Consider the following 22839-nt stretch of genomic DNA (forward strand, 5'->3'; position numbering starts at 1 on the left):
ATAAACTCTCGGCTCTAAAGTTCAAAATGAGAACTGCTGCAACATCCCAGCAATTCTCAGTATGGGCATCAAAGCCAAGAGTTCACGCCTGTAGGGCGTGAACTCTTGGCTTTGATGCCCGAAAACCACGCGCCTTTGGCGCGCGGTTTTCGGGCCTGATTTCAAAATGAGAATTGCTGACAACATCCCCCTTCTTAGGAAAACTTGCCGAAGATGTTTATGATTTGAGTAGTATCTCTATGACCGATCCACGGGATGGTTGAAGAGCTTTGATCGATCTGCTAAACAAACTGCGCGAAATTTTACGGCACTGGTGGTCTGAATTTACCCTTCAGACCAAACTGATGGCTGCGGCCACTCTGGTCGTGTCATTGCTGATGAGCGGCCTTACCTTCTGGGCCGTCAACTCGATTCAGCAAGATGCCCGCATTCACGATACCCGCTTTGGCCGCGACCTGGGGGTGTTGCTGGCAACCAACGTCACCCCCTTAATTGGCGAAAACAACCTGGCTGAGTTGGCCCAGTTCTCCCAACGGTTTTACAGCAGCACCTCCAACGTGCGCTACATGCTGTTTGCCGATGCCGATGGCGAAATCTACTTTGGCATTCCCTACTCCCAAACTGAAGTTCAAAACTCCCTCACCATCCGACGACGGATGCAGCTCCCGGACAACTTTTCGCCGGATCTGCCCTTCCCACTGGTGCGCCAACACCTGACCCCCGATGGTGAAGTGACCGATGTTTTTGTACCGATTACCTATAACGGCAAATACATGGGGGTATTGGCGATCGGCACCAACCCAAACCCCACGGTCGTCACCTCCTCGCACCTGACGCGAGATGTCACGATCGCAGTGTTCGTTTCCATCTGGGTCATGGTGATTTTGGGGGCCGTATTCAATGCCCTCACCATTACCAAACCCATCAAGGAACTGCTGGTGGGTGTTAAAAATATTGCTGCTGGAAACTTCAAACAGCGGATTGATTTGCCCTTGGGCGGTGAACTGGGGGAACTCATCCTCAGTTTCAACGACATGGCAGAACGCCTGGAAACTTACGAGGAACAAAATATTGAAGAGCTGACGGCTGAGAAGGCCAAGCTAGAAACGCTGGTTTCCACCATCGCGGATGGTGCAGTATTGCTCGATCGCAATCTCCACATCGTGCTGGTTAACCCAACGGCCCGCAGGTTGTTCGGCTGGGATGCTGGAGAGGAGGTGCTGGGGCATTCGGTGCTGGAGCGGTTGCCCGAACCCCTTCGACCCAAGTTGTCAGAATTGCTGACAGAATTGGCGGAAGGCAAGCAGGAGTGCGACATATCGCGCGATCGCGAACCCTGGGAACTGTGCGTCACCATTCCTGGTTCTACTAACCGCACCATTCGTATCTGGCTCACAACGGTTCTCGATCAATCCCGGGAAAACCTGCGAGGGATTGCCATCACTGTTCAAGACATTACCCGTGAAACCGAGCTGAACGAGGCTAAGAGCCAGTTCATCAGCAACGTTTCCCATGAATTGCGAACTCCGCTATTCAACATCAAATCCTTCATCGAAACTCTGCATGAGTACGGCGAGGATTTGAACCAATCGGAGCGACGGGAGTTTCTGGAAACAGCGAATCGTGAAACCGATCGCCTGACTCGCCTGGTCAATGATGTGTTGGATCTATCCCGCCTGGAGTCGGGTAAGCGCTATCACTTTGATGCGGTAGATCTGGCACAAACCATCGATCAAACCCTCCGTACCCATCAACTTAACGCTCGCGATAAGGGGATTGAACTTCAGCAGGAGTTAGCCCCCGATCTGCCCACAGTGCTGGGCAATTATGACTTGCTGCTACAGGTCTTCAACAACCTTCTGGGTAACGCCCTGAAATTTACCCGGAGTGGTGGCTGTGTAGTTATTCGAGCCTACGTTTTGGAAGAACCGTGGACGACAACACCGACCCACGTTCGAGTCGAGATATCCGATACCGGCATTGGCATTGATCCAGAAGATCAGCACGCTATCTTCGATCGCTTCTACCGTGTTGAAAATCGCGTCCACACCCTGGAAGGAACAGGTTTGGGCCTATCCATTGTTCGCAACATCATCGAGAAGCACCAGAGTCACGTTCATCTGGTTAGTGAAGTCGGAGTGGGCACTACCTTCTGGTTCGACCTGCCCATCTATCAAGCGGGGCTTCCGATGCTCGAAAGCCACACGGCTCCAGGGGCTACAAGCTCAACTCAGGCAATTTCGCTGTAGGCGTGTGTGCTTTGCTAACATGCTTCCTCGGAACGTTTCAATACACTATGTGACCCCTTGCATGGCTTTCCCAGGCAAGGGTTCGCGTCTTTAAAGCGAACTCATGCAGGCAAGCTATTGAGTTTCTAGCAATTGCTGCGAACCATGACAGGTTCATGCTTCCCAAGCCGAAGCTGCTAAGATCGTAACTTGGCGATCGTCCAATCCCTTAAGCGGAATACAGCAAAAGTGCTGACAAAACACATCCAAAGGGGTTGTCGGCCTTAGAATAATTTGACCGAGTTATCCTGTGTTCGGCCGTTCCGCTTGGAGTGCCCCCATGGGATGTAAGGTCTCTCGGGAGCCCGCTCGTTTGACTCACAGGGTTGCCTGTCAAGCCTTTCTAAGGGGATGGCGATCGCGGGTTTTGGCTAACCTTTAGTCCGGGTATACGGTGAAACTATGACGGTTGCTTGCGAATATAGACCGGGTTTGGAAGGAGTCCCCGCAACCCAATCCTGCATTAGCTATGTGGATGGACAACGGGGTATTCTCGAGTACCAGGGCATTCGAATTGAAAATTTGGCCAAGCATAGTAACTTTCTGGAAACGGCCTACCTCCTGATTTGGGGTACTTTGCCCACCCAACAGGAACTAGAAGAGTTTGAGCACGAGATTCGCTACCATCGCCGCTTGAAGTACCGCATCCGTGACATGATGAAGTGCTTCCCCGAAAGTGGCCACCCGATGGATGCCCTGCAGGCATGTGCGGCTGCGTTGGGCTTGTTTTACTCACGGCGGGCTTTGGATGATCCTGCCTATATTCGGGCTGCGGTTGTACGGTTGCTGGCCAAAATCCCCACAATGGTGGCGGCATTCCAACTGATGCGCAAGGGGAATGACCCCATTCAACCGCGCGATGATCTCGATTACTCCGCCAACTTCCTCTATATGTTGACGGAGCAAGAGCCTGATCCCCTCGAAGCCCACATCTTTGAAACCTGCCTCATTCTCCACGCCGAGCACACCATTAACGCCTCTACTTTCTCGGCGATGGTGACGGCCTCCACTTTGACTGACCCTTACGCTGTGGTCGCTTCAGCGGTAGGCACGCTGGCTGGCCCACTTCACGGGGGAGCCAGCGAGGAAGTGATCCTGATGTTAGAAGAGATTGGTTCTGTCGAGAATGTGCAGCCCTTTGTGGACAAGTGCCTAGAGCAAAAAGCACGGATTATGGGCTTCGGCCACCGGGTTTATAAAGTCAAAGACCCCCGTGCGACCATTCTGCAAGAGCTGGCAGAGCAGATGTTTGAAAAGTTTGGCCACGATGAGTACTACGACATCGCGGTCGAATTGGAACGGGTGGTTGCTGAAAAGCTGGGCCACAAGGGTATTTACCCCAACGTAGACTTCTACTCAGGGCTGGTGTACCGGAAGCTGGGGATCCCAACGGATCTGTATACTCCCGTGTTTGCGATCGCCCGAGTCGCTGGTTGGCTGGCCCACTGGAAAGAGCAATTGGAAGAAAACCGCATTTTTCGACCCACTCAAATTTATACCGGGCTCCACGATATCCCTTATATTCCCATTCAAAAGCGGGGATCAAGTCAGGAGGATAAATTGGTGGCTGAGCTGATGATGCAATAAGTCAGCCAATATGAAGATAAAAGCGTTGATTTTTGCTAAAAATCAACGCTTTTGTCGTTTTCAGGACTTACCAAGTTGCATTGGGTGCGGAGTGAAGCACGCGGTAACCAATAAAAAGGCACTTGAGCTGACTCTGTAGACTTCCTACGTGAATCGTTGCGTAGCCATCGCTACGCAACGATTCACGTCCTCAAAAACGGATTCATGCAGGAGGTCTACTGATGTTGCGCAAGTCCTTTTAGTAATACTTGCTACAAAATTTTGGAGACGTAGAGCTACGAGAAGGACGCTCGATGCATCGGGCCTATTTTCTCTGTTTCCTAAATGATGGGTCATGCCCCTCTTGTTATTTCTGAGAGGGACTGTAATTATTAACTCAAGTGACGATTTTCAGGAACTCCGAGCCTCAGGTGACTTATATCACCTGGGGTTTTTTATTACCTTAAGCGGCTCTTCTCAAAACGCTGTAGGGTAAGCCTGCAAAGATTTGGCTCTACTGATATATACACAGACTGTTTGGCACAATCCGCACATTGCTCGATTTGATCACGATTTTTTGGGGATCGAACTAGGGCTCACGAGCTCAGTACAGGACAGAATTTCTAAAATTTAGACTTTTCATCGTGCTAGTGAAGTTAGCGCAACGAAAAGCCTGAATTTTAAAGATGGTTTAATATTTCTCCCTTACTTGAGTACACCGTGTGTAGCCTGCAACCCCTAGAACGGAGTAATGATCTGGTCGGTTTAAGGTTTGTGAGTGGGATCAGTTTAGAAGTCTTGTGATCAAAGTCTTAAATTTTTTGGGGATCTCTAGACAATTCAAAATAGTCGGGCACAATACAGGCAGCAATGCCAGAGGTATGTCTTCCGGTACTTTGATTCAGACAGAAGCTGTTTCCATTGTAATTATTTAGGTAGAGCTGAACCTTGACGGGAATTCCAGTTGTACAGGTTGCTTCACTCACTGGGTTTCCGTTGCATTTTGTACTATGGGAAACATCCCATTGGCTTGACTCCAGTTAGGTTGACTTCGGTTGAAAACGTCCCGATCTCCCTACACATTTGAAGCTCCATCGCTCGTTGACAATCGTTTAGATTTTTCAGACTGATCCCTAAGGAAAGTAAGCTATGCAAACGTTACCCGATTCTCCACTGGTTTGCCCTCCTGTGCGCGTTGAGGACGACCGCACTGGGCTCAATGTGGAAACCTTGAAGCGGGCCTTTCTCGACAACCTTTTCTATATCCAGGGCAAGTTTCCTGACATCGCGACACAGAACGACTACTACATGGCGTTGGCCTATACGGTGCGCGATCGCCTCCTCAAACGCTGGCTCAAAACAGCTCACACTTACGCCCAACGAGGCTCCCGTACCGTCTGCTACCTTTCCGCAGAATTTTTGATGGGACCACACCTGGGCAACAACCTGATTAACCTCGACATCTACGATGACATCAAGCAGGCCATGGAAGAATTGGGCCTGGACCTGGATGTACTGATGGAACAGGAAGAGGAGCCAGGGCTGGGAAATGGTGGTTTGGGCCGTCTGGCCGCTTGCTACCTGGATTCCATGGCATCTCTGGAGATCCCTTCCATCGGTTATGGCATTCGCTACGAGTACGGGATCTTTGAGCAGGATATCCGCGACGGCTGGCAGGTGGAACGTACTGACAAATGGCTAAAGTATGGAAACCCCTGGGAAATTGCCCGTCCTGAATGGGCGGTTCCTGTTAAGTTGGGCGGTCACACTGAGCATTACACCGACGACAACGGACGCTACCGTGTACGCTGGATTCCCTATCAGGTGGTTCTGGGAGTTCCCCACGATACGCCGCTTTTGGGCTATCGGGTAAACACGGCGAATACCCTGCGCCTGTGGCGTGCCGAAGCACCAGAATCCTTTGACTTTGAAGCCTTTAACTCTGGAGATTATGTTGGGGCTGTACAGGAAAAAATGGTGTCGGAGAACCTGTCGAAGGTACTCTATCCCAATGACAACATTTCCCAGGGCAAGCAACTGCGTCTGGCCCAACAAATTTTCTTTGTGTCCTGCTCTCTGCAAGACATGATCCGCATCATGGAGCAGCAGAAGCTGCCCTTGGAGCAGTTCCACGAGAAGTTTGTGGTGCAGTTGAATGATACGCACCCGGCTATCTCCATCGCTGAACTCATGCGCCTGTTGATTGACGAGCACGGGTTTGACTGGAACAAAGCCTGGCACATTACCACCCATACGTTCGCGTATACCAACCACACCTTGCTTCCTGAAGCACTGGAGCGCTGGCCCCTGAAGCTGTTTGAAACCATGCTTCCCCGGCACTTGGAGATTATCTACGAAATCAATCGTCACTTCCTGGATGATGTGCGGATCAAGTTCCCCGAGAACCCGGAGATGCTGACCCGCATGTCCATTATTGAGGAAGGGGGCGAACGCTATGTTCGTATGGCTCATTTGGCCTGCGTTGGAAGCCTGGCAATTAATGGAGTAGCGGCACTTCACACTGAGCTTTTGAAGCAGGATGTGTTGCACGACTTCTTTGAAATGTATCCGGAGAAGTTTAACAACAAGACTAACGGTGTCACCCCTCGCCGTTTCATGGTGGCGAGCAATCCTCGCCTAACTAACCTGATTACCAGCAAGATTGGTGATGGTTGGATCAAGAACCTGGACGATCTGCGGAAATTGGAAGCCTATGTGGATGAGCCAGAGTTCCGCCATGAGTTCCGTCAGATCAAGCGCGCCATCAAGCAAGATCTGTCCAACTATGTTCAGGAAAATTATGGGGTGACGCTGAATCCCGACTCCATGTTCGACATTCAGGCCAAGCGGATTCACGAATATAAGCGCCAACACTTGAATGCGCTGTATGTCGTGACCCTCTACAACCGACTGAAAAATAACCCTGATCTCGATATCACCCCCCGCACCTTCCTGTTTGGGGGCAAGGCTGCACCCGGCTATTACATTGCCAAGCTGGTCATTAAGCTGATCAACTCCATTGGGGATGTGGTGAACCGTGATCCCGATGTGCGCGATCGCCTCAAAGTCCTCTTCCTGAAGGACTACAGCGTTAAATTTGCTCAGCGGATTTATCCCGCTGCTGACTTATCAGAACAAATTTCTACTGCGGGTAAAGAAGCGTCGGGTACCGGCAACATGAAGTTTGCCATGAACGGGGCACTGACCGTGGGGACATTAGATGGCGCAAACATCGAAATCCGTGAGGAAGTCGGAGCGGATAACTTCTTCCTGTTTGGCCTGACGGCAGCCGAAGTGTATGCGATGAAGTCCAAGGGCTACAACCCACGGGAGTACTACGAAAACAATGCCGAACTGCGGTTGGCGATGGATCGGATCTCCTCGGGCTTCTTTTCCCATGGCGATCGCGACCTGTTCAAACCCCTGATTGATGGCATGCTAAACCGCGATGAGTATATGCTCATGGCTGACTATCAATCCTACGTGGAATGTCAGGATCGGATTAGCGAAGCCTTCCGGGATACCGAGCGGTGGACACGTATGGCAATTCTGAATGTCGCTCGCATGGGTAAGTTCTCCAGCGATCGCTCCATCCGCGACTATTGTCAGGACTTCTGGCAAATCTCGCCAGTTTCCATTGAGTTGGAAGAATATAGCCCTGACACCATTCCTACGTTGCAGTAAACGCTTTTAGAAAAGAACGCGGGGGCTTTGCTCCCGCGTTCTTTTTTTTGTACAACACTCGCGACAGGCGTCATGTACGCTTCGGTTTCCACCGCATGGTAGGATGAAGCCTTGACTGTATTCTCTATAACCCGCTCTCTCGATGCGTTTCGAAAAGATTCTGATTGCCAACCGGGGAGAAATTGCCCTTCGTATTCTGCGCACCTGTGAAGAGATGGGGATCGCCACCGTTGCGGTACACTCCACCATTGACCGCAATGCTCTCCACGTTCAGTTGGCCGACGAAACTGTCTGCATCGGTGAGCCCCCCAGCAGCAAAAGCTATCTCAACATTCCGAATATCATTGCCGCAGCTCTGACCCGTAATGTTAGTGCCATCCACCCTGGTTATGGCTTCCTGGCAGAGAATGCTCGGTTCGCAGAGATTTGTGCCGATCACCAGATTACCTTCATTGGCCCGACTCCTGATGCGATGCGAGCGATGGGCGATAAGTCCACCGCCCGTGACACGATGTATCGCTTGGGTGTGCCTACGGTGCCAGGTAGTGATGGCCTGCTAACAGATGAGAAAGAGGCGTTGGCGATCGCCCAAACCATCGGCTACCCCGTTATGATTAAGGCCACCGCTGGCGGCGGTGGTCGTGGAATGCGCCTGGTGCGAGCAGAAGATGAGCTGATCAAATCCTTCCTGGCAGCTCAAGGTGAAGCAGACGCAGCCTTTGGCAACCCTGGTTTGTATCTAGAAAAATTCATTGAGCGTCCCCGCCACATCGAGTTTCAAATTCTGGCGGATAGCTATGGCAATGTAATTCACCTGGGCGAACGGGACTGTTCTATTCAGCGCCGCCACCAAAAGCTATTGGAAGAGTCACCCAGCCCTGCCATGACGCCAGAATTACGTCAGCAGATGGGTGATGCCGCAGTGAAGGTCGCTAAGGCTATCGGCTATGTCGGGGCTGGCACCATCGAGTTTCTGCTGGATCAAAGCGGGCGCTTCTATTTCATGGAGATGAATACCCGAATTCAGGTGGAACATCCCGTAACCGAAATGGTGACCGGAATTGATCTGATTGAAGAGCAAATCCGTGTGGCTCAGGGTGAAAAATTACAGCTGACTCAGGAGCAAGTAAAGCTGACCGGACACACCATTGAGTGCCGCATCAACGCCGAAGATCCTGATATGAACTTCCGGCCTAATCCTGGTCGTATCAGTGCCTATCTTCCTCCCGGTGGCCCCGGAGTACGGATGGATTCACACGTCTACACAGACTACGAAATTCCGCCCTATTACGACTCGCTGATTGGCAAACTGATTGTCTGGGGGCACGATCGCCCAGCAGCGATCCGCCGGATGAAACGCGCTTTACAAGAGTGCGCTATTACAGGTCTTTCCACGACCATCGGCTTCCACCAAAAGATTTTAGAAACTTCGGAATTCAACGAAGGCAAGGTTTACACCAACTTTGTTGAGCAAATGATGCAGCGCAAATCCTAGGACAAACAGGGTTTACGCACTCTTGCGTGTAACGCCTAACGAAAAGAGAGAGGGATTTCACCCTCTCTCTTTTCGTTGAAAAGCCTGACCTTGCTCGGAAGATCGCATGCAACCTTCCGGGCAAGGTCAGGCTTTAGGATTTTTAGAAGCGATTCATCATTGTCAGCAAACCCTGCTGGCCGACGATTAATTCTCGAAGCAGGCTAAAAATTCCCACCCAAACGATCGGTGTAATATCGACACCCCCTAAAGGCTGAATTAGTTTGCGGGAGGGAGCCAAAAACGGTTCTGTGGGAATCGCCACTAGGGAAAAGGGCAATTTGGTCAAGTCTGCTTGGGGATACCAGGTCAGCACGATGCGGAAAATAAAGAGCAAAATCATGAGCCCAAATAGCAGACTTAACCCCAGGGAGGCGATCGCAGTGGTAGTCATAAACTCGTAAACCTGGAACGTTACGTTTCTCAATCTTTATTTTATCGCGATCGCCTACTCAATAGTCTTCGCCCCCCCCTCATCACGAAGGGGCAAAGTACATTCACAATCCAGGGGGCGCTTATGGTGAAAAGGTTGCGTAGCGGTACTTTCACGACATTTCAAGACAGCTTTGAAACATAACTGAGTAAAGCGTAAGTCCCTGATAAAATAAGTACACACTTGAGATGACCACGTTAGGACAAATCCCATGACCCCATCTTTGATGAACTTTTTCTACAGCCTTCTGGCTGGTGTGCTCATCGTTGTGGTTCCCGCAACGGTTGGCCTGATCTTCATCAGCCAAAAAGACAAAATCCAGCGCGGTAGCTGAGGTTGTTTATTAACGTGTAAGCAGGGGGCTTCCATATTGGGAGTTCCCTGTTTTTCATATTCCTTTAAAGGGACAATCAGTACCCTTTCAAAACAATCGGTCTCCTTCAACGTACGAAAACGTGAATCTCCAGGCTTAAAACGGGCTTGAACGATACATGTCTTTACGTTCAAGCTGGACTCTGGTATAGATGGTCAAGCGGTTTTCGTGAAATTTTCTAGCCTCCTCAATAATTGAGTCCTTAAAAAGGAGGGTGAAAAGTTGATTTTTCGTCGTTATAGTGCACGAAAAGCTAACTCTTCCCAGGTTTTAACAGGTAGGCTCTCAGGGTTAGCTGACTCGATGAAGCCGCTAGAAGGCAGATTCATCTCCGTTAGCCATAATATATGGTGGAGAGTCAGAGCATAAATCGCTAGGATTAAAACAGGTTTTCGGAGAACGGCGATGGTAGAGGTCGGACTGAACTGGAGTAATTTTGTGGCATCGGGCTTGCTAACGCAGCCGGTGTTGGCCCAGGTAAACCTAGGGGCTAATCCTGCGGTGTTTTTGGGCGTTGTGCTTGCTGTTAGCGGAGCCGGTTTGTACTTTTTGCGCTCAATTCGTCCCCAATTAGCCCGGGATTACGACATTGCCCTGGCGGCGGTTGCCCTCCTCTGTGGGTTCATCCTGTTTTTCCAGGGATGGCGTTTAGACCCCATCCTCACCTTTGGTTACTTTCTGCTAGCTGGAGCTGCAGGCTTTTTTGCCTTTGAGACTCTGCGCCTGCGGGGAGCGACTGCCGAGCAAGCCAAGCGCTATACTCCCCTCGTAGATGATGAGCGCCCGGTAAGCCGCGTTTATCGTGCTGAGCTGGATGAACTGAGCCCCGTTGATGAGCGTCCTACGACTCGTCGCATTCGGGCCAGCCGCGACTATCGCTCTTCTGATGCCGAAGACTATGGTTCTGAGGATCGTCGTCCTTCGGTGCGAGGTTCGATTGAATCTCGAAGCGATCGCTCGGCCCGTCGTCGTTCTGCCTCCAGTCGTCCCTCCAGCAGTAGTCGTCCTTCCCGTTCTAGCCGTGCTGATGATTGGGGTGATGAACCACCTGCGCCCTCGGCTCGTCAGGATCGCAGCTTCTGGGATAATGACGATGATTTTGGCAGCGATCGCTCCTCCACTTCCTACCGTAGTTCGAGTAGCCGTGGGCCATCCTCCCGTCCCCGTCGCCCTCGTCCTCCCATCGATGACGATATGCCGTCGTCCCGTCGCCCTCCCATCGATGATCGCTCCTCGGATTATGTAGACTATCAGCCGGTGGACTACGGCGATTCTGAGATCGACAATTCCAATAATTTCGACTAAGCAGGGTATCCATGCGGGATAACGTCCTGCGTCGTATAGGAATTTTATTGGGGCTGATAGGGTTATTGCTGACCCTGTCAGCTTGTTCTAATCAACCCCAACCTGTAGAACCTGGGGTTCTAAACAGTCTTTATACCGATGAGCAGCCTTCCCTCAGTGGGAGTGGCCGCTATTTAGCGTTGGTTTCAAATCGGGATGGCCATCGCCGCTTGTTGCTCTATGACCTGGAGGAGCAAGGCTTTATCTCGTTGCCCCGCTTAAATCGACAGGATGCGATCGCCGAAACCCCCAGCCTGAGCAATAATGCTCGCTACATTGTGTACGTTGCTAGCGGCAGCGGTCGGCCCGAAGTCGAGCTGTACGATCGCATCACGCAATCAGCTCAGGTGCTGACAGCTGGATATCGTGGTTGGGTCCGTCACCCCAGTATTAGCCCGGATGGCCGCTACATCACCTTTGAGTCGAGTATTCGCGGTCAATGGGACGTTCAGATATTGGATCGTGGCTCTAATATCGAATTAGATGTATTGGATGGTCGTCTGTAACATTTGGATGGGTTTCGTGGGCGTTTTAAGCCCGCGAGATCAATGTTCTCTTGAAGGCGAATAAGCGAGAGTTTTTTCCTGCTTGGCCTCACAATAGAGGGTTGTAACCGATTGGCTCGATGTGTCTGGTAGTGCTTCACCTGTGAAATGGCTTGTGTGTGTGCTGGCGATCGCCCTGGTCAGTTTTCTCAGTGGTTGTAGCTCGGGCCAGCTCCTTGGTTTGCCCCTCGATACGGCAGGGGAGAGTCTCAATAGCCCCTACGCCGAGACGGAACCGCAGTTTGTCAATGGCCAATACCTCGTCTTTATCTCCGATCGCAATGGTAGCCAGGATGTTTTTCTCTACGACCTGAAAGCTCGTCAGTTAATCGATCTCCCCAATCTGAATACAGCCGATAGCGTTGCCTCCCATCCGGGAATTTCCTCCAATGGCCGCTACATTGTCTTTGCTAGCAGTCGCCAGGGGGAGTCTGATATCTACCTGTATGACCGAGAGGTGCAGACGCTGAAAAACCTCACAGCAACTCTAGAGGCAGATGTTCGTTATCCAACCATTAGTGGCGACGGAGAGCGCATTGCCTTTGAGTCTAACGGGCGGGGACAATGGGATATTGTGGTGTGCGATCGTATGGGTAAACCTCTTGCTCTTTCGAGTGAGTAATTTAAACCCATTTGTATGGCGCTGGGCGCTCAAACCGAGGACGTTTATTTCTGAAAAGCTCGGCTTCATGCGGCTTATCAGAAATAAACTGTCTTAAGCAACCTCAATCTGGGATAGTCAAGAGTTTTTTCGAGGGGCGCGCTAATCGCGCCCCTCAAAAAAACTCTTGGCTCAAACTCAAGTCATCCAGGTTACGTATGGCTATATAACGATCCGGAAAAAAATCCGGATCATTTTTCAGTAGGAATGGATGACGATCTGAAATCCCATTGTCACAATAAGAAAAAAGCTAACTTTTGAACCTGCTTCCATTGCGTATTTAATTGGCTAGCGATCGCAGCATGAAGAATTCTCTCATCCGTCACGTTTCCTCGGGTTTACTCGCTACGGGCCTATGCGCCTCTCTCCTACTGGATCTACCGGGCCTCTTGACTTCCCAAGGACGCCTTCTGACCCAAACTGCCCAGGCCCAAACCGAGGAGGAAGTTAATGTTCGAGTTTACGCTGAGGCCAGCCCGGCGGTTGTGTCCATTGAGGCTGGAAATAGCACCGGGAGCGGCAGCATTATTACACCAGATGGCCTGGTTCTGACCAATGCCCATGTGGTTAGTCAGGCTCAGCAAGTGACCGTCGTGCTAGCCGACGGCCGTCGGGTTCCTGGAGAGGTTGTGGCGTTTGGAGAAGGTGGCTTAGATCTGGCCGCTATTCAACTGCAAGGGCAGCGCAACCTTCCAACCGTAGAACTGGCGGAGCACAGCTCCGTTCAGGTGGGGCAGCGCGCCTTTGCTATTGGAAACCCCTTTGGTCAGTTCCAAAATACGCTAACCATCGGTATTATTAGCCGCGTTGACCCCAACCGGGGGCTTCTACAAACCGACGCTTCCATCAACCCAGGTAACTCAGGGGGTCCTCTGCTAGATAGCCATGGGGAAATGATTGGGGTAACCTCTGCCATCTTTGCTCCGACCGGGCCGGGAGGCAATACAGGAATTGGGTTTGCGATCGCCGTTGACCGTGTGCAGTCCTTCTTGACAGCTGTCCGCGATGGAACCGCTCCCCGTACGGCCCAACAATCGCCCCTCCTGGGTGGCGGTCGTGAGGCACAGCGCATCACCCTCGGGGCTCCCGCTGTGCAGGGGCGTCTCGATACCTCTAGCAGCGTTCTGCCCTCCGATGGCAGCTATTTTGATGCCTACACCTTCGAGGGGCAACAGGGACAACAGATTGTGATTGAGATGGCGAGCAGTGACATGAATGCCTACGTCATTTTGCTGGAGCCGAATGGCGATAATCTAGGCCAGGATGACGACAGTGGTGGCAATAATAATGCCCGTCTGGTGACAACTCTACCCCGCAGTGGGATCTACACGGTGTTAGCGAACACCCGTCTGGCGGGTGAAGTGGGTAGCTACCAACTGGGAGTGTCAACTCAGGGACGAACGCCTTCTGCCGGAACGACCAGCAGCTCTCTAATCCTGCAGGAGCAGGGTGCGCTGGGGCCTAATTCTCCGGTTTGGCAGGAAGATGGCAGCCTCTATCAGGAATACACCTTCCAGGGCAACCAGGGGCAGCAGGTGACAATCACGATGGAAAGCGGAGAGTTTGACACCTACCTGATGCTCTTTGATGAGCGCTACCAGATCATCGACCAGAACAATGATGTCTCCCCCCAGAACACCAATTCAACCCTGGTGTTGACTCTTCCTTATACAGGAACCTATCGAGTGGTAGCAAACGCGCTGGATCGCTCAGGGCGGGGCCGTTTCCAACTCACAGTTCGTTAGGGAGAGCAGCCTTATACAATAAGAAGTTCGTGGTACATTTCCCACGAACTTCTTATTGTTAAGCATATATACCACTCTTAAAAAAGCCGGGTTCTCATAAATGAGAACCCGGCTTTTGAATGCAGTAGGCAATACCCTAAGAGCGGTTGATGAAGGCCTGGGCTTGCTTGAGGGCCAGTTGCCCAATGTTGTAGAGCGCCCAGCTTCCGGCCAAAATCACGGGTAACAGCACAATGAGAACGCGCCAATCCATGATGAATCCTCCCCTTAAGATTTTTATACTATTCTCATCTTTGTTTTTATTTTGCAATTAACTGGAGCCGTTGACAAGAAGGCAACAGGAAAAGGTGCATTTGAAGGAGTTAGGTACGATCGCACCTCAACTCCTTCAAATGCTAAAATCCGACATCTGTGCCTGTCCCTGCATGAACCCGGGCTAACTTTTCGTAGCGGTGGGCGTGTTCGATCAAATCAGCGGCTTCTTCTTCAGAAACTTCTCGGACAACTTTGGCTGGTGTACCGACAGCAAGCGATCGCGCCGGTACATCCTTGGTGACCACCGAACCCGCCCCAACAATACTCCCGGCTCCAACCCGTACACCGTCTAATACAATCGCCCCAATTCCAATCAAGCTGCCTCGCTCAATGTGCGCGCTGTGAACGACGGCTCGGTGCCCAATGGTCACATAATCTTCCAATATCGTTGGCTTGCCGGGATCGCCATGAAGAACGGCCCCATCCTGAACATTGGTTCCTCGTCCGATATGAATATGTTCCAGGTCTCCCCGAGCTACGGCTCCGTACCAGATGCTAGCCCCTTCTGCGAGGGTGACCTTGCCAATTACGGTGGCATTGGAGGCGACAAAAGCAGCGGCGGATAGATCAGGGGTATTCCAGTAATTCATTCATGTGCTCCTGAGTCAGCTTGAAAAGGTAAAGCTTTGTATCAATTTACAGCCTCTGTTACGTTCGTTCGGACATCAGAAACGAGTGGCAGTACTGCCCTACTCGCTTCTAATGTCCTAACGAAAATGACGTTAGCAAGAGCTGCATCGGCGTGATGTCAAGAAGTTCGGGGCTTTACAGCGGGCCACACCACATCATGGTTTGTCATATTACTGTAAGAGAGAAGAGGAATGGGTAATCGGTCTTTGGCAATGGATAAGAAACCCTTTTTTGGAAAGGTTCCTGGGGTCGATGCAAAAATTACCCGGCTGTGGTGTGATTAGATGAGGAAAATGAAGTAAATACAGCGAATTAGCCTGCCCAACTGGGCGTACGGAGTATAATAAAGCCACTATTTATGGCACATGCAGACCCTCCCGGTAGCGATCGCATGACGAATCCAGCCTTGCAATATCCAATATTTGGGCCAGAGATTCAATGCCCTCACTGCCGACAAACCATTCCGGCTTTGACCCTGACGGATACTTACCTTTGTCAGCGGCACGGTGCATTTGAGGCTAACCCAAAAACAGGCGAACTGGTTCACCTCCAATCTGGTCGCCACTGGCGCCAGTGGAACAACGAATGGTATCGCCAGCACACTCATCCCGATGGCATCCGCTTTGAGATCCACGAGGCCCTCGATCGCCTTTATACCCAGGGCTATCGAGCAACCCGCGTGATCATTGCCCGTCGCTATCGAGATTTAATCAGCACGTATTTAGAGCGCAGTACCCCCTGGCGGGGGCAGGCAGATCCATCCCGGCCCCGGCTGTATGGCCTACCGGTCGAGTTCAGTCCTGACCCAACGGAGGAACCCTGCTGGGATGTGATCAACTTCGATCTGGAGAAGGAGCCAGGGGCACCGGTGCGGTATCCCTACTTCCGGCTATTTGAATAGCGTCTAATTTTGTTGGGAGCGGCACATGCATCATGCTTCCATTCGCACGGCAGATATCTTCCGGGCAATCGCCTTCTACGAATTATTGGGGTTTGAGGTGCACGAGCGGTTCACCGCTGGAGTGACTCTAGCCTGTTGGATGGAAGGGCTGGGCGGACGGATTGAGTTGCTACAAGTACCTCAACCTCGCCCTGCTGCTGATGCCTTTAGCGATGAACATTACACAGGCTATTACCATCTATCCTTTGACCTAAGTCATCAGACCAACGACCTACCTCGATGGTTAGCAGATTTGCAGGCAAAGTTCCAGAGGGCCAGTCGTGACTCGTCCCAAGTAGCGCCACTGACGGTGTTACTGGAGCCACAACAGCAGATGATTGGCGATCGCGTCTATGAAGTCACGTTTATCGCCGACCCCGATGGTCTACCTTTAGAATTCATTCGTCAGATGAAGGGCAGCCCTCGTGCGTCTGGTTAGGATGAATTTGGGTGGTTCGTAAACAAATACGAAGGATGGGTGCGCCGCGCCGATTCCCTGGTGTAATTGGAGAGACAGGTTCTCCTGACACCTAGCACCCCCGTTTATCCATCGGAGTGGTGAGTGCCGTGCTATATCCAATCTTAAAATCTCTACAGCCGTTTTTAGTTCCCGTTTGTTTTATTACGGCCTGGAGCGTCGTGCTGCTCATGTGCTGGAATACGTGGGCTTTTCTCCGCGATAGTGTGGGCCAGGCGAGGCAAATGCATCGGGTTCCCTGTGCGAATTGCCGTTACTTCACCGGGGACTATCATTTAAAGTGTACGGTTCACCCGGGGCGTGCCTTGTCAGAAGAGGCGATTGGTTGCCTGGATTATGAAGCGGGGCAACCCTATGCCGGGGTGATGAGCGCGACCCATGTCGTCAGTAGTCGATGAAAACAGTTCTGATTGGCTTAATCCGTCTTTACCGAGCTTTGATCTCACCGCTGTTTCCACCGGTGTGTCGATTTCAGCCAACTTGCTCACAATACGCCATAGAGGCGATCGCCCGCTTTGGCCCTTTGAAAGGCAGCTGGTTAGCTGTACGGCGCATTGGCCGATGCCATCCCTTGCACCCGGGTGGTTATGATCCGGTGCCTCCTTTAACTCCGCTAAGTAATGATGTGAAATCCTGCCACTGCGATTCTCATAAGGTAGCGGATTGAACACATTCTTTTATAAGAAATAGGATGGGTGCTTAGCACCCATCCTATTTCTTATAAAAGGGATCTAGTTTCCTCCAGTCTCCATGAGGTCGTCCTCGACACGGTGGATGCGGGAGGTATTGCCGTTCCGAAGTTGAGTAATCTCATCCTCATCGTCATCATCATCCTCGTCCTCGATGTCTTCGGGGTCGCCAACCATATTGGGGCTGATGAGGGTGATGTCAAACTCGTCAGGGGGAACCGTGGAGATGGCATCCCGCTTGAGGAGATAGTAAACGGCGTAGACTTGAGGCCCAAAAACAATCTTGTCTTCATCTTGCAGGTCGTGGGCTTGAAGCTTACGACCATTGATTAGCAAACCGTTTGCACTGGGCCGCCCTTTCAGGTTGCCATCAACGATGCGGTAGTAGTAGCTACCATCTTCGTTAGGAAGTTGGACCAGGGTGGCATGACGGCGGGAGACAAATTGCGAAACCAGACGGATGTCGCACTTTGGATCCCGGCCAATGGAATACACAGAACTGTCGAGAGTGTATTCTCGTCGGCCTTTGTTATCTTCAACGATGAGGAGGTGGTTGTGACGCGGAGCTGTCATGCGGCAAAAAGTGACAGAACACTTGAGTAGAGGACGCAAAGCCCAGGTGGATTTTCTTCTGATCGTCTAGTTTAGTCGTTTCGCGGAAGATTACGCTATCCGTATCGACTGGATTCAGTGCTTTTCTGAAACCATCTATGGACAGAGATTCAGGTTCTTCCCTCTTGGAATATGCCCACTTCTGGGCGCATTCTGCGCAGTAGCAAAGAATTTGTTACGACACTAATCGAACTCAGAGCCATCAAGCCTCCTGCCATGGAAGGGCTGAGGAGAATGCCGGTGCTGGGCAACAAAACCCCGGCTGCGATGGGTACAGCTAAAACATTGTAAGCCAAAGCCCAAAACAGATTTTGGCGAATTTTTTGAAAGGTTGCTCGACTGAGGCGGATAGCCGCAATTAAGTCGCTCAGGCGATCGCGCATCAACACCATATCTGCCGTTTCAATAGCGGCATCAGTGCCTGAGTGCAAAGCAATACTAACATCAGCCTGGGCCAACGCTGGCGCATCATTGATACCATCTCCAACCATGCCAACGCGTTTCCCCTGAGCCTGCCATTGCTGAATGGCGGTGGCTTTTTGGGCGGGAGAAACACCTGCTTGAACGGCTTCTTTAGAGAGGTGCAAGGCCTGAGCAATGGCGAGGGCCGTCGTAGGGCGATCGCCTGTCAAAATCTTCACGCTCAGCCCCAACCGCTGCAACTCCTGGACAGTCGCGATGGCATCCGGGCGCAGGGTATCCATAACGGCCAGTAATCCCGCGAGTTGTTTGTCTTGGGCAACGTATACCACGGTTTTTCCAGCGGCAGCCAGAGCTTCAGCCTTTGCTTGAATGTCGGTGGGAATTTCGACGCCATTCTGCTGCATCCATAGCTCTGTTCCTAACCGTACGGTCTGTCCCTCAATGCGTGCCGCAACCCCATATCCTGCTTCCGTATGGAAATCGCTGGCCGCAAGCATCGATAACTCTCGGCGGTCGGCTTCCTGACGGATGGCGATCGCCAGAGGATGCTGGGTTCCCCCTTCTACGGTGGCGGCCCGCTGCAGCAACTCATCGGCAGAAAGATCATCGGTTAATGGCACACAATCTGTAACAGAAGGGTGGCCACTGGTGAGGGTCCCGGTTTTATCAAAGACGAGGGTCTGTAAATGATGGGCTTGTTCTAATACATCGCCGCCGCGAATGAGGAGCCCTCGCTCCGCTCCCAAGCCTGAGCCGACGAGAATCGCGGTAGGGGTTGCCAATCCTAGAGCACAAGGGCAGGCAATAACCAGGGTAGCGATCGCCAATTTCAAGCTCAGTAACAACGGTGAAAATTCGGTGGGATGGGCCATCATGTGACCTTCGTGGTGCCCCCACACTTGCAGCCCTGCCCCCAGCATGTGCAGTTGCTCATGCCAGAGGGAAGTGCCGATAAAGTACCAGAACAAGAAGGTCAGGGTGGATAAGGTCAGCACGCCGTAAGTAAAGTACCCGGCGATCCCATCTGCCAACCGTTGAATAGGAGCCTTGCGCGTCTGGGCAGTTTCGACCAGTTGAATGATTTGAGCCAGGGTTGTGTCCTGGCCCGTGCGGGTGGTTTTAAGGGCGATCGCGCCTGTCAGATTCAGGGTGCCCGCAGCAACGGCATCTCCTGCTTGCTTCAACACCGGGGTTGATTCCCCTGTCAGCATCGACTCATCGGTCGTGGTTTGCCCGTCTACCACCTCGCCATCAACAGGAATCTTTTCTCCGGGCAGAACCCGCAGCCATTCCCCAACCCGAACTCGTTCGGCAGGAATTTCGACACCGCTCTGATCGGCCTTGGGGGTACCAATCAATCGGGCCAGGGTAGGCTGAAGTTCGATTAAGGATTGTAGTGAGGCAGCGGCTTTAGTTCTAGCTCGTTGCTCCAGGGTTCGCCCTAGCAGAATCACCCCAACCAACATAACGGGTTCATCAAAGAAGCACTCCCAGCCTAGATTCGGAAACAGGAGGGCGACCATGCTAGTGACATAGGCAGTCAGGGTGCCCAGTCCAACCAGAGTATTCATGTTGGGCGTACCACGCAGTAGTCCTCGAGCGCCATCCAGCAGCAATCCCCGGCCAGGGAAAGCCAGGGCTACAGTGGCCAACCCAGCATGGAACCAAATGTTACTCAGTAAGGGCAGTACCAGCCCAAAGCTTTGGAGGTGGCCGATGATGGATAGGCTAAGGAGACCGAGGGCGATCGCCAACTGTTGATCGCGATCGCGCGCTTCTCTCCGGTGCCTCTCTAGCCGTTCCTGGCGGGCGGCCGTGTTGTCAGCTTCTTGCCCAGGGCGCCAACGTACCTGGGAAGGAAAGCCAGTTTCAGTCAGGCTGTGGGCAAGAGCATCAGGGTCTACCGTGTCTGTCTGGTACTCGACCAGCGCTGCTTCGGTAACAAGATTCACGGTGGCCGAGACGACTCCCGGCTGTTGGAGGAGCGATCGCTCAACGGCACGTACACAGCCAGCACACTTCATGCCGCTGACATCCAGGGTCATAGTAGCGGACTCTGGAGTGGGAGGTGGGGCGATCGCAAGCTCTGGAGTTTCAGGCATCCGTGGCATATATAAGGGCGTTGAGTAATGGGGCGATTGAAAAAGGGCTTGTAATGCAATCTACGGTAAATTCACACCGTTGGCTTGAACCCGCATAGGTAGAGGCTCAACCTGTGGACTATACCGGAAGATAAATCCCAGCTCTATTCTGCCATTTGAGCTTTATATCTTGCCAAAAGTCCCGTTTCTCTCTATTTTTCAATGAATTTCAGCAGGTCATTCAACTTAGGAGGTTTCTGCATAAGAATTTACCCAGAATGTTGGTGCTTTGCCCGCTTCGCGGGCAAAGCACCAACATTCTGGGGGTAATTTCATTACTGGAAATCTCCTTATTTGCTATGCTCCAGGTCGCTGTTAATTATCTTCTCAAACGTTGCCGTTGCTTTACCGAAGTTATCTGTTCCACGAGTTATCTGTTCCACGGAAAAAGACTTAGCTGGAGCTGTCAATTTCTGGATGCACCTGATTTGTGGAAAACCCTCCCGGTATGCTTGAGAATCCAGAGAAAAGGGGCGCTTTCCGCCCCTTTTCTCTGGATTCTCAAGCATATTTACGATTTCTTGAAACTAAGCACTTATGAGTAACAACGGAGTATTCGATGTCTTGACGGCAAACTTTATTAACTGACGATTTCGTCAGTTAATACAACGTGTTTTACACCAAGCGTTTTCTTGTTTGGATGCTTTAAACAGGAATCAGCGATCGCTGGCAGGTCGGGCATATCGCATGAATTACCAGTTGGCAATCTAACAGATGATACCCCTCCTTCTGAGCAGTTTTCATACCCGTTTTAAGAATGCTGTCATTCTTAAACTCGATGGTGCGGTTGCACTTAACGCAGATGAGGTGGTGATGGTGATGAGGCGAGGGTTGATTAATTTCGTAGTGCTTGTGGCCCTCAGCCAATTCCAGTTCCCGCAAAATGCCCATGCGGGCCATCAACTTGAGAGTTCGGTAGATGGTGGAGAGGCTGATGGGATGCCCCTCCTGCTTCAGCAGGTGGTATAAGTCTTCCGCACTCAGGTGGTTACCTTTAGGCAAATCTTGGAAAATTTGCAGGATGGTTTCACGCTGAGGTGTAAGCCTCCAACCGCGCTCATTTAATTCAGCCTTCAGGGCAGTAGCGGAGTAGGCGGTCATAATTCTTATCAATAAAGCTCAGCTATTGAGAATGATAACGAACTGCTTGTTGATTTGCAAGAGTGTTATCTTATTGAGAATCATTATCATTATGTTAGGACTTACTAATACATTAAGCTATTCACTCGCTTCTGACAGAGCGCGATGCAGCCTGCTGCAAAAAGGAAGGCGATCGCCCCGCCCACCAATCCCTGGCTCGTGTTCAGCTTCTGAAACAAACTGAAGAATAACGATACCCCCAGTGCCCCGCCTCCAAAAAATAGCCCGGTAGCCAGCCCCGCTCGAACAGGTGGAACAAGAGATAAAGCAAAGGGCAGGGTGCCATTAGATACCAGACTAAAGGCGACACCTAGAATGGCAGTGAGTGCGGCAACCCCTGCTGAGCTGAGGTTGATCAGGCAAAGGCTAAGGGCGATCGCCAACGCTCCCAGGCCTATCAACATGGCGCGGCTATTGCCTAATCGTACAGCCAGAGTGCCTGTAGGTAGAGCACTGAGGGCGATCGCCACGAATAACACGAGCAGTATCCAGGAAGGTGCCCCAGAGCCAGCGCTTTCTGCCAATCTTAAAGGCACCATGGTGAGCATCAGCCGAAAGCCGATAGCAATGCCCATACCTGCACCAAAGATCAATCCCAGACGGCTCCAATCTAACGGTTCATGGGTTTCGGCTACAGTGTCGGAGTTGGGAGCGGGGGGAGCTACAGAGCGAAGTAGGGTTGCGGCTCCGAGGAGTACCAGGCTACCAATGGTAAAAGTGAGAGGGGCTCCCAGTTTTAATAGAGCCTGGTTGGCGACAGGGCCAATCGCTCCAGTAACAGCCCCTACCAAAGTCAGAATGCTGGCTGCCAGTGGCATCTGGCTGTTGATGGCGTAGCGTCCTAGCAACGATAATGCGGGGCTACGGAAGATGGTCATGGACAACGCCCAGGCGATGAGCGCGATGATTAGAATCGATCGCATGACAGTGCCAACCTGTGCGCCAAACAGGGCGATCGCCGGAATCGCCATGAATAGAACTGACGCCACAATCACCCCAGTCGCGATGAACGGAAATCGGGTGCCGAGCCAGCGTTGAGTGCGATCGGAAAAACTGCCCATTAAGGGCTCAACCCCTGCGGATAATATGTTTTCGGCAATGATTAGCGCTGTCGCTGCCGCCACGGGAAACCCAAATTGTTCTAAAAATTTGGGTAAGTAGAGGTTATAAGTCACCCACATTAAAGTGATGGCCCCCTGCATAGCGGCCAAGGCCCAGACTGGAGACCAGAGAATGGCAGGGGCAGAAGAGTGCGTCTGGGTCATGGCGGCCTGAAGCGAAACAGACCACCAGTATAC

Annotated in this window: 19 protein-coding genes and 1 pseudogene; 13 read left to right on the top strand and 7 right to left on the bottom strand. The window is 51.8% G+C overall.

The window, feature by feature from the left end; genetic code table 11:
* Positions 1-269 precede the first annotated feature (269 nt).
* The 4 genes from nblS to accC all read left to right on the top strand — a co-directional run bounded on the left by nblS (position 270) and on the right by accC (position 9033).
* Positions 270-2249 carry a two-component system sensor histidine kinase NblS gene (gene nblS, locus H6F91_RS19275; protein WP_190771551.1) on the top strand — a complete coding sequence of 660 codons (1980 nt, stop codon included), beginning with the start codon at positions 270-272 and terminating at the stop codon, positions 2247-2249.
* Positions 2250-2690: 441 nt separating this feature from the next.
* On the top strand, positions 2691-3875 hold the full coding sequence (locus tag H6F91_RS19280; protein ID WP_190771550.1) for a citrate synthase: 1185 nt from the start codon (positions 2691-2693) through the stop codon (positions 3873-3875).
* A 1128-nt stretch (positions 3876-5003) separates the two neighbouring features.
* A complete protein-coding gene (locus H6F91_RS19285) occupies positions 5004-7538 on the top strand; it encodes a glycogen/starch/alpha-glucan phosphorylase (RefSeq protein WP_190771549.1) in 2535 nt (844 codons plus the stop codon).
* A gap of 142 nt (positions 7539-7680) precedes the next feature.
* Positions 7681-9033: an acetyl-CoA carboxylase biotin carboxylase subunit gene (accC, locus tag H6F91_RS19290; RefSeq protein ID WP_190771548.1), complete on the top strand. Its 1353-nt coding sequence runs from the start codon at positions 7681-7683 to the stop codon at positions 9031-9033.
* A gap of 142 nt (positions 9034-9175) precedes the next feature.
* Here the strand turns inward: accC and H6F91_RS19295 are convergent, their stop codons facing one another.
* On the bottom strand, positions 9176-9466 hold the full coding sequence (locus H6F91_RS19295) for a YggT family protein (RefSeq protein WP_190771547.1): 291 nt from the start codon (positions 9464-9466) through the stop codon (positions 9176-9178).
* A 250-nt stretch (positions 9467-9716) separates the two neighbouring features.
* Here H6F91_RS19295 and H6F91_RS19300 point away from each other — a divergent pair, with 250 nt between their 5' ends.
* From H6F91_RS19300 to H6F91_RS19320, 5 genes are all read left to right on the top strand, one after another.
* A complete protein-coding gene (locus H6F91_RS19300; protein WP_190771546.1) occupies positions 9717-9839 on the top strand; it encodes a photosystem II reaction center X protein in 123 nt (40 codons plus the stop codon).
* Between the two features lie 444 nt (positions 9840-10283).
* A complete protein-coding gene (locus H6F91_RS19305; RefSeq protein ID WP_190771545.1) occupies positions 10284-11183 on the top strand; it encodes a Ycf66 family protein in 900 nt (299 codons plus the stop codon).
* 11 nt (positions 11184-11194) lie between these two features.
* A complete protein-coding gene (locus H6F91_RS19310; RefSeq protein ID WP_190771544.1) occupies positions 11195-11728 on the top strand; it encodes a PD40 domain-containing protein in 534 nt (177 codons plus the stop codon).
* Between the two features lie 142 nt (positions 11729-11870).
* Positions 11871-12389 carry a PD40 domain-containing protein gene (locus H6F91_RS19315; protein WP_190771543.1) on the top strand — a complete coding sequence of 173 codons (519 nt, stop codon included), beginning with the start codon at positions 11871-11873 and terminating at the stop codon, positions 12387-12389.
* A 341-nt stretch (positions 12390-12730) separates the two neighbouring features.
* Entirely contained in the window at positions 12731-14173 is a 1443-nt protein-coding gene (locus tag H6F91_RS19320) for a trypsin-like peptidase domain-containing protein (protein WP_190771542.1), read from the top strand.
* A gap of 136 nt (positions 14174-14309) precedes the next feature.
* Here H6F91_RS19320 and H6F91_RS19325 read toward each other — a convergent pair whose 3' ends face one another.
* A complete protein-coding gene (locus tag H6F91_RS19325) occupies positions 14310-14426 on the bottom strand; it encodes a photosystem II protein Y (RefSeq protein WP_190771541.1) in 117 nt (38 codons plus the stop codon).
* Between the two features lie 142 nt (positions 14427-14568).
* On the bottom strand, positions 14569-15078 hold the full coding sequence (locus H6F91_RS19330) for a gamma carbonic anhydrase family protein (RefSeq protein WP_190771540.1): 510 nt from the start codon (positions 15076-15078) through the stop codon (positions 14569-14571).
* Between the two features lie 431 nt (positions 15079-15509).
* Between H6F91_RS19330 and H6F91_RS19335 the strand changes: the two genes are divergently transcribed.
* The 4 genes from H6F91_RS19335 to yidD all read left to right on the top strand — a co-directional run bounded on the left by H6F91_RS19335 (position 15510) and on the right by yidD (position 17203).
* Positions 15510-16019 (top strand): TIGR02652 family protein, encoded by a 510-nt coding sequence (locus tag H6F91_RS19335; RefSeq protein ID WP_190771574.1) that lies wholly within the window; start codon positions 15510-15512, stop codon positions 16017-16019.
* 25 nt (positions 16020-16044) lie between these two features.
* Positions 16045-16497: a VOC family protein gene (locus H6F91_RS19340; RefSeq protein WP_190771539.1), complete on the top strand. Its 453-nt coding sequence runs from the start codon at positions 16045-16047 to the stop codon at positions 16495-16497.
* Positions 16498-16625: 128 nt separating this feature from the next.
* Positions 16626-16934, top strand: coding sequence for a hypothetical protein (locus H6F91_RS19345; protein ID WP_199307928.1), 309 nt, complete (start codon positions 16626-16628; stop codon positions 16932-16934).
* On the top strand, positions 16931-17203 hold the full coding sequence (yidD, locus tag H6F91_RS19350) for a membrane protein insertion efficiency factor YidD (protein ID WP_190771537.1): 273 nt from the start codon (positions 16931-16933) through the stop codon (positions 17201-17203). Before H6F91_RS19345 ends, yidD begins: the two co-directional genes overlap by 4 nt.
* 178 nt (positions 17204-17381) lie before the next feature.
* Here yidD and H6F91_RS19355 read toward each other — a convergent pair.
* From H6F91_RS19355 to H6F91_RS19370, 4 genes and pseudogenes are all read right to left on the bottom strand, one after another.
* Positions 17382-17798, bottom strand: a pseudogene (locus H6F91_RS19355) (FHA domain-containing protein); the annotation flags it as partial.
* A gap of 149 nt (positions 17799-17947) precedes the next feature.
* Positions 17948-20362 (bottom strand): heavy metal translocating P-type ATPase, encoded by a 2415-nt coding sequence (locus H6F91_RS19360; protein ID WP_190771573.1) that lies wholly within the window; start codon positions 20360-20362, stop codon positions 17948-17950.
* Positions 20363-21046: 684 nt separating this feature from the next.
* Positions 21047-21502, bottom strand: a complete 456-nt coding sequence (locus H6F91_RS19365; protein WP_190771535.1) for a transcriptional repressor — start codon at positions 21500-21502, stop codon at positions 21047-21049.
* Positions 21503-21606: 104 nt separating this feature from the next.
* Complete coding sequence (locus tag H6F91_RS19370) at positions 21607-22806, bottom strand: MFS transporter (protein ID WP_242035876.1); 1200 nt, start codon at positions 22804-22806, stop codon at positions 21607-21609.
* Between the last annotated feature and the right edge of the window lie 33 nt (positions 22807-22839).

Origin of the sequence: Leptolyngbya sp. FACHB-8 (assembly GCF_014695575.1) — a bacterium.
Lineage (GTDB): Bacteria > Cyanobacteriota > Cyanobacteriia > Elainellales > Elainellaceae > Vacuolonema.

Excerpts from the sequence above, each read along its gene's own strand:
- H6F91_RS19335 (WP_190771574.1), top strand. The coding sequence starts at position 15,510 with ATGACGAATCCAGCCTTGCAATATCCAATATTTGGGCCAGAGATTCAA.
- H6F91_RS19300 (WP_190771546.1), top strand. The coding sequence starts at position 9,717 with ATGACCCCATCTTTGATGAACTTTTTCTACAGCCTTCTGGCTGGTGTG.
- H6F91_RS19285 (WP_190771549.1), top strand. The coding sequence starts at position 5,004 with ATGCAAACGTTACCCGATTCTCCACTGGTTTGCCCTCCTGTGCGCGTT.
- H6F91_RS19370 (WP_242035876.1), bottom strand. The coding sequence starts at position 22,806 with ATGACCCAGACGCACTCTTCTGCCCCTGCCATTCTCTGGTCTCCAGTC.
- H6F91_RS19325 (WP_190771541.1), bottom strand. The coding sequence starts at position 14,426 with ATGGATTGGCGCGTTCTCATTGTGCTGTTACCCGTGATTTTGGCCGGA.
- H6F91_RS19320 (WP_190771542.1), top strand. The coding sequence starts at position 12,731 with ATGAAGAATTCTCTCATCCGTCACGTTTCCTCGGGTTTACTCGCTACG.
- H6F91_RS19330 (WP_190771540.1), bottom strand. The coding sequence starts at position 15,078 with ATGAATTACTGGAATACCCCTGATCTATCCGCCGCTGCTTTTGTCGCC.
- accC (WP_190771548.1), top strand. The coding sequence starts at position 7,681 with ATGCGTTTCGAAAAGATTCTGATTGCCAACCGGGGAGAAATTGCCCTT.
- H6F91_RS19305 (WP_190771545.1), top strand. The coding sequence starts at position 10,284 with ATGGTAGAGGTCGGACTGAACTGGAGTAATTTTGTGGCATCGGGCTTG.
- H6F91_RS19365 (WP_190771535.1), bottom strand. The coding sequence starts at position 21,502 with ATGACCGCCTACTCCGCTACTGCCCTGAAGGCTGAATTAAATGAGCGC.
- H6F91_RS19280 (WP_190771550.1), top strand. The coding sequence starts at position 2,691 with ATGACGGTTGCTTGCGAATATAGACCGGGTTTGGAAGGAGTCCCCGCA.
- H6F91_RS19295 (WP_190771547.1), bottom strand. The coding sequence starts at position 9,466 with ATGACTACCACTGCGATCGCCTCCCTGGGGTTAAGTCTGCTATTTGGG.
- yidD (WP_190771537.1), top strand. The coding sequence starts at position 16,931 with ATGAAAACAGTTCTGATTGGCTTAATCCGTCTTTACCGAGCTTTGATC.
- H6F91_RS19340 (WP_190771539.1), top strand. The coding sequence starts at position 16,045 with ATGCATCATGCTTCCATTCGCACGGCAGATATCTTCCGGGCAATCGCC.
- H6F91_RS19360 (WP_190771573.1), bottom strand. The coding sequence starts at position 20,362 with ATGCCTGAAACTCCAGAGCTTGCGATCGCCCCACCTCCCACTCCAGAG.
- H6F91_RS19310 (WP_190771544.1), top strand. The coding sequence starts at position 11,195 with ATGCGGGATAACGTCCTGCGTCGTATAGGAATTTTATTGGGGCTGATA.